We start from the raw sequence: 6,037 nt of genomic DNA on the forward strand, positions 1-6,037 counted from the left end.
GTCGGCGGTTCAGCAAGAATCCCGACACCGAGAAACGGGAAGCCCGCGCAAACAATCAGGAAGAATGGGTCGTGCAGGAGTGCCCTGATCTGCGGATCATCAGCGATGAACTGTGGAACAAGGTCAAGGCAAGACAGCGTCAGGCAGCTGAGGAATTCGACCGCACCACTAACAACCGTCTGAACAAGGCACACCGACCTCAGTGTCTATTCAGCGGACGGATCGAATGCGGCATCTGCGGCGGCCCCTATGCGATCATGGCCGAGGACCGCTACGGATGCACGAACCGTCAGAAGAAGCTTCCCATCGAGCATCTGGATGATCAGATCTGTTCGAACTCGAAGACCATTGCACGCGCCGAACTCGAACGTCGCGTCCTGAAGGCAATCCCCTCACCCCTGTTTTCAGTCGAGAACACGAGAAGCATCATCGATGAAGTGAACAAAGAGATTGAGCGTATCTCGACGGCTCAATCGGTGGACCGGGAGAAGATCAAAGCAGACCTGGCTGTTGTCAGTCAGAAGAAACACGTCATCGCAGAGCAGATCACCGAGCGCTTGCTCACTGGTCATCCAGACGTCAGAGTCTTCAATGACATGCTCACACCGTTCGAAGAGCAACGTATCGAACTTGAGCGCAAACTTGGGGACAAGCCGGTGGCCACCGTCGGGAGCCGAGGCAGATCACAGTCAATGTTTCAATGCTCAAGAGCGCCTTCGATGCCATGACGGTCATTGCCAGAGACGGCAATCCGGCAGACGATGTGGCTGCGGGACAGTTCAATTTTCTGAGGGAGCTGGTCCAGAAGGTCGTCGTGTTGCCGTCCGCTGACGGCAAGACCCCAGAGCTTACTGTACACGGCAGATTGGCTGCCATTCTCGCCTCGATCAAGGCAGTTGACGAGCACACGGCACAAAAGCGCGGTGCGTTTCATGCGGAGTTTACGCGCCGGGTGAAGGCACGGGAGTTCAGGACGACGGAGGAGAAGCTGGACTTTGTGACGCGCTTTCACGCTTCCATGGCGGAAGCGGAGGGTCAATGGCGTCGGTTACAAGTCTCAGTGGTTGCGGGGGCAGGATTTGAACCTGCGGCCTTCAGGTTATGAGCCTGACGAGCTACCGGGCTGCTCCACCCCGCGTTACCAGGTATTTGCTTTGCAAATACCGACAGAGCAAACTCTAAGGAGTTTGCGGCACTTCCGGAGCAAATCCCAGGTGATTTGCGCCCTTGTTGGTTTTCTACATAGCAAGAAGGACCGCTTTTGGCGGCCCTTTTGATTTCGGCAGGGCCGAGAGTGTGATGAGAAGATTTTTTCAGCGTATTTGGCTGAGACATTGCCTTTAGCAGACCTGGCAGCGACCTACTCTCCCGCGTCTTGAGACGAAGTACCATTGGCGCTGGGGCGTTTCACGGCCGTGTTCGGAATGGGAACGGGTGCAGCCACCCCGCCATAACCACCAGGTCAGCTAAGGGCAATGTTATGAGAAGCTGGTACAGACATTTGCCTGTTTTCTTTGAACACGTCTTTGTTTTTCAAGCGATGGGTATGTCACCCATACAGGCTGACAAGCCGTCGCGCCCAGGTTTTTGCCAAAGGCAAAATACCGGTTTGGCGCGCGCCGTCCGCAGCGAAGCATCCGAAGGATGCGACAGCGTGAGGACAAAACAGATGGCTTTGCTCATCTTCGATGAGCACAAGCAATGAGAACGATCAAGCCAATCGGGCTATTAGTAACGGTAAGCTTCATGCATTGCTGCACTTCCACACCCGTCCTATCAACGTGGTCGTCTTCCACGGCCCTGATAGGGAATACTCGTTTTCAGGTTGGTTTCCCGCTTAGATGCCTTCAGCGGTTATCCATTCCATATATAGCTACCCTGCTATGCCGTTGGCACGACAACAGGTCCACCAGAGATATGTCCATCCCGGTCCTCTCGTACTAGGGACAGATCCTGTCAATATTCCTACACCCACGGCAGATAGGGACCGAACTGTCTCACGACGTTCTGAACCCAGCTCACGTACCGCTTTAATTGGCGAACAGCCAAACCCTTGGGACCTGCTCCAGCCCCAGGATGCGATGAGCCGACATCGAGGTGCCAAACAACCCCGTCGATATGGACTCTTGGGGGTCATCAGCCTGTTATCCCCGGCGTACCTTTTATCCGTTGAGCGATGGCCCTTCCACACGGGACCACCGGATCACTATGACCGACTTTCGTCTCTGCTCGACTTGTCAGTCTCGCAGTCAGGCGGGCTTATGCCATTGCACTCGACGACCGATTTCCGACCGGTCTGAGCCCACCATCGCGCGCCTCCGTTACTCTTTCGGAGGCGACCGCCCCAGTCAAACTACCCACCATACACTGTCCCGGATCCGGATGACGGACCGCGGTTAGACATCCATGACGATAAGGGTGGTATTTCAAGGATGGCTCCACTCAAACTGGCGTCCGAGCTTCAAAGCCTACCACCTATCCTACACATGCCGACACGAATGCCAGTGTAAAGCTATAGTAAAGGTGCACGGGGTCTTTCCGTCTGACCGCAGGAACCCCGCATCTTCACGGGGAATTCAATTTCACTGAGTCTATGTTGGAGACAGCGGGGAAGTCGTTACGCCATTCGTGCAGGTCGGAACTTACCCGACAAGGAATTTCGCTACCTTAGGACCGTTATAGTTACGGCCGCCGTTTACTGGGGCTTCGATTCAAAGCTTGCACCTCTCCTCTTAACCTTCCAGCACCGGGCAGGCGTCAGACCCTATACGTCGTCTTGCGACTTCGCAGAGCCCTGTGTTTTTGATAAACAGTCGCTACCCCCTGGTCTGTGCCACCCCATCTGACTTGCGTCAAAAGGGGTCACGCTTCTTCCGAAGTTACGCGTGCAATTTGCCGAGTTCCTTCAACATAGTTCTCTCAAGCGCCTTGGTATACTCTACCTGACCACCTGTGTCGGTTTCGGGTACGGTCTGTACGGTGGAGCTATTTCCTGGAACCGCTTCCCCGCCCACTCAATCCAATAAGAGTGAACAAGTTACGCAATCCGTCACTACCACCAGGCCCACGAATATTAACGTGGTTCCCATCGACTACGCATTTCTGCCTCATCTTAGGGGCCGGCTAACCCTGCTCAGATTAACTTTAAGCAGGAACCCTTGGTCTTTCGGCGAGGGGGTCTCTCACCCCCTTTATCGTTACTCATGTCAACATTCGCACTTCCGATACCTCCAGGGCCCCTCACAGGTACCCCTTCACAGGCTTACGGAACGCTCCGCTACCACGTGCATTGCTGCACATCCTCAGCTTCGGTGCATGGCTTTAGCCCCGTTACATTTTCGGCGCAAAGACCCTTATTTAGACCAGTGAGCTGTTACGCTTTCTTTAAATGATGGCTGCTTCTAAGCCAACATCCTGGTTGTTTTGGGATCCTCACATCCTTTCCCACTTAGCCATGACTTGGGGACCTTAGCTGGAGGTCAGGGTTGTTGCCCTCTTCACGACGGACGTTAGCACCCGCCGTGTGTCTGCCGACTAGTACTCCCAGGTATTCGGAGTTTGGTTAGGATCAGTAAGACGGTGAGTCCCCATAGCCCATCCAGTGCTCTACCCCCTGGGGTATTCGGTCGACGCTCTACCTAAATAGATTTCGCGGAGAACCAGCTATCTCCGAGTTTGATTGGCCTTTCACCCCTAGCCACAAGTCATCCCAATCTATTGCAACAGATGCGGGTTCGGCCCTCCAGTTGGTGTTACCCAACCTTCAGCCTGCTCATGGCTAGATCACTCGGTTTCGGGTCTAATGCAACTAACTAAATCGCCCTATTCAGACTCGCTTTCGCTGCGCCTACACCTACCGGCTTAAGCTTGCTAGTTACACTAAGTCGTTGACCCATTATACAAAAGGTACGCCGTCAGGCTTGCGCCCTCCGACTGCTTGTAGGCATCCGGTTTCAGGTTCTATTTCACTCCCCTTGTCGGGGTGCTTTTCACCTTTCCCTCACGGTACTTGTTCGCTATCGGTCATGCACGAGTACTTAGGCTTGGAGAGTGGTCTCCCCATGTTCAGACAGGATTTCACGTGTCCCGCCTTACTCAAGGACAATGAGTGTTCTACGCTTACGGGGCTATCACCCACTATAGCCAGGCTTTCCAACCTGTTCAGCTTTATTCCTCATTGCCACTGGCCTGGTCCGCGTTCGCTCGCCACTACTTGCGGAGTCTCGGTTGATGTCCTTTCCTGCAGGTACTTAGATGTTTCAGTTCCCTGCGTTCGCTTCTAACCCCTATGTATTCGAAGGTTAGATACCTTATCACAATGCTTGGAAACCATTTTGGTACTGTCCTCACGGCCAAAGGCCTGCGGACGGCGCGGCGCATAAGCGCCGACGGGCTAGCGCCCTGTAAGGGAAGCCCCTTGCAAGGTTACTAGTCTACCAGAATGATTTTCCAAGCATTTAAGGTGGGTTTCCCCATTCGGATATCCATGGATCAAAGCTTATTCGCAGCTCCCCACGGCTTTTCGCAGCGTATCACGTCCTTCTTCGCCTGTGCATGCCAAGGCATCCACCAAATGCCCTTACGACACTTAATCGTTCTCATTGCCAATGCTCATCTATAGGAAAGACAATAGCCAATAGGCATTAGCCAATAGATCCTAAAACCTACTGCCTACTGCCTAAATCCTATCATCTCACCAGTCCGGCTACCTTTTACAACCAGACCATTCAGATGCCATCGACGTGTTCGATCCGGTCACTTTATTGGAGCTACGCCGAGCAGCTCACTTGTGCCAGATCTTTAAGACCAGCTTCTCGAGATTAAATCCGGTACCGCGCGGTCAGGCAACGGTAATCCGATCATTCATCAGAGGTGACTTAAAGCCACCAACAACGAACGATCCAGAGCGACAAGCTTCCTACCTACCTCCGACCCTTCCCCAAGATCCGGCCGGCTAGGCCATCACAAGGTTCATCAGGATCGGGCTCGGACATGGGATCAAATCCCACACCTGGAAGCCTCCAGATCAATCTTCTCTTCACAATGTATGCAGAACAGGCAGCACTCATTCGAGTGATGCAAACTTTTATTTCTTCAAAGGATATCTCCGCCCTCTCGACACCAAATTGAGATTGGTGGAGCTGAGCGGGATCGAACCGCTGACCCCCTGCTTGCAAAGCAGGTGCTCTCCCAGCTGAGCTACAGCCCCAACCATCGCAACACCCGACATCACTGCCAGGGTCAAGGGAACAGTCAAACCAAATGGTGGGCCCGGGTAGACTCGAACTACCGACCCCACGCTTATCAAGCGTGTGCTCTAACCGACTGAGCTACGGGCCCATTCCTGGGCTTCAAGCAACCAAAAAAGCCACAAGGCCCAATCGATCGCCATACAGGACGATAGTCCGTCGCCGGTCGTCCGGCGCGCCTCGCGCAGGGCAGCACCAAAGGTGCGAACAGCCCGTGAGCGCAAAAGAAGCGCAAACCAAAGGTTCATATCCTTTTGAAGAAAGAGAAACGTGGACGGCGATCTGCGCCATACCGTCCGGATCCTAAGATCTCCACGGCGTATTACGTTTTCGATCGTGACCTGACTGGTCCGATCTATGTTCTAAAAAGCACGGGAAGGTTCATCCTGATCTGGTCAGGCGTCTTACCAATTCCACAGCTTCCTTAGAAAGGAGGTGATCCAGCCGCAGGTTCCCCTACGGCTACCTTGTTACGACTTCACCCCAGTCGCTGACCCTACCGTGGTTAGCTGCCTCCCTTGCGGGTTAGCGCACTACCTTCGGGTAAAACCAACTCCCATGGTGTGACGGGCGGTGTGTACAAGGCCCGGGAACGTATTCACCGCGGCATGCTGATCCGCGATTACTAGCGATTCCAACTTCATGCACTCGAGTTGCAGAGTGCAATCCGAACTGAGATGGCTTTTGGAGATTAGCTCGACCTCGCGGTCTCGCTGCCCACTGTCACCACCATTGTAGCACGTGTGTAGCCCAGCCCGTAAGGGCCATGAGGACTTGACGTCATCCCC

Annotated in this window: 3 protein-coding genes, 3 tRNA genes and 3 rRNA genes (1 of these 9 cut by a window edge); 2 read left to right on the top strand and 7 right to left on the bottom strand. The window is 54.0% G+C overall.

Translation table 11 applies throughout. The annotated features are described in order from the left end of the window. A partial coding sequence (locus A0129_RS15050) for a zinc ribbon domain-containing protein (RefSeq protein WP_291716222.1) occupies positions 1–728 on the top strand: 728 nt, incomplete at its 5' end. Here the strand turns inward: A0129_RS15050 and A0129_RS15055 are convergent. The 3 genes from A0129_RS15055 to rrf form a co-directional block, all read right to left on the bottom strand. Next, positions 698–934, bottom strand: coding sequence for a hypothetical protein (locus A0129_RS15055; RefSeq protein ID WP_291716223.1), 237 nt, complete (start codon positions 932–934; stop codon positions 698–700). The genes A0129_RS15050 and A0129_RS15055 overlap by 31 nt on opposite strands. Positions 935–1,061: 127 nt before the next feature. Beyond that, positions 1,062–1,138: transfer RNA gene (locus A0129_RS15060), tRNA-Met, on the bottom strand. A gap of 209 nt (positions 1,139–1,347) precedes the next feature. Further along, positions 1,348–1,462, bottom strand: a 5S ribosomal RNA gene (gene rrf / locus A0129_RS15065). 18 nt (positions 1,463–1,480) lie between these two features. Here rrf and A0129_RS15070 point away from each other — a divergent pair. Beyond that, positions 1,481–1,705, top strand: coding sequence for a hypothetical protein (locus A0129_RS15070; protein ID WP_291716224.1), 225 nt, complete (start codon positions 1,481–1,483; stop codon positions 1,703–1,705). 2 nt (positions 1,706–1,707) lie between these two features. On the opposite strand, the gene A0129_RS15075 is transcribed toward A0129_RS15070, so the two are convergent. The 4 genes from A0129_RS15075 to A0129_RS15090 all read right to left on the bottom strand — a co-directional run. Beyond that, positions 1,708–4,594: ribosomal RNA gene (locus tag A0129_RS15075) — 23S ribosomal RNA — on the bottom strand. Positions 4,595–5,133: 539 nt separating this feature from the next. Beyond that, positions 5,134–5,209: transfer RNA gene (locus tag A0129_RS15080), tRNA-Ala, on the bottom strand. A 54-nt stretch (positions 5,210–5,263) separates the two neighbouring features. Beyond that, positions 5,264–5,340: transfer RNA gene (locus A0129_RS15085), tRNA-Ile, on the bottom strand. A 337-nt stretch (positions 5,341–5,677) separates the two neighbouring features. Next, a 16S ribosomal RNA gene (locus A0129_RS15090) occupies positions 5,678–6,037 on the bottom strand; it runs 1,784 nt beyond the window's last position. The 16S, 23S and 5S rRNA genes sit together here with 3 tRNA genes alongside, the layout of an rRNA operon.

This window comes from Limnobacter sp. CACIAM 66H1 (assembly GCF_001601825.1).
GTDB lineage: Bacteria > Pseudomonadota > Gammaproteobacteria > Burkholderiales > Burkholderiaceae_B > Limnobacter.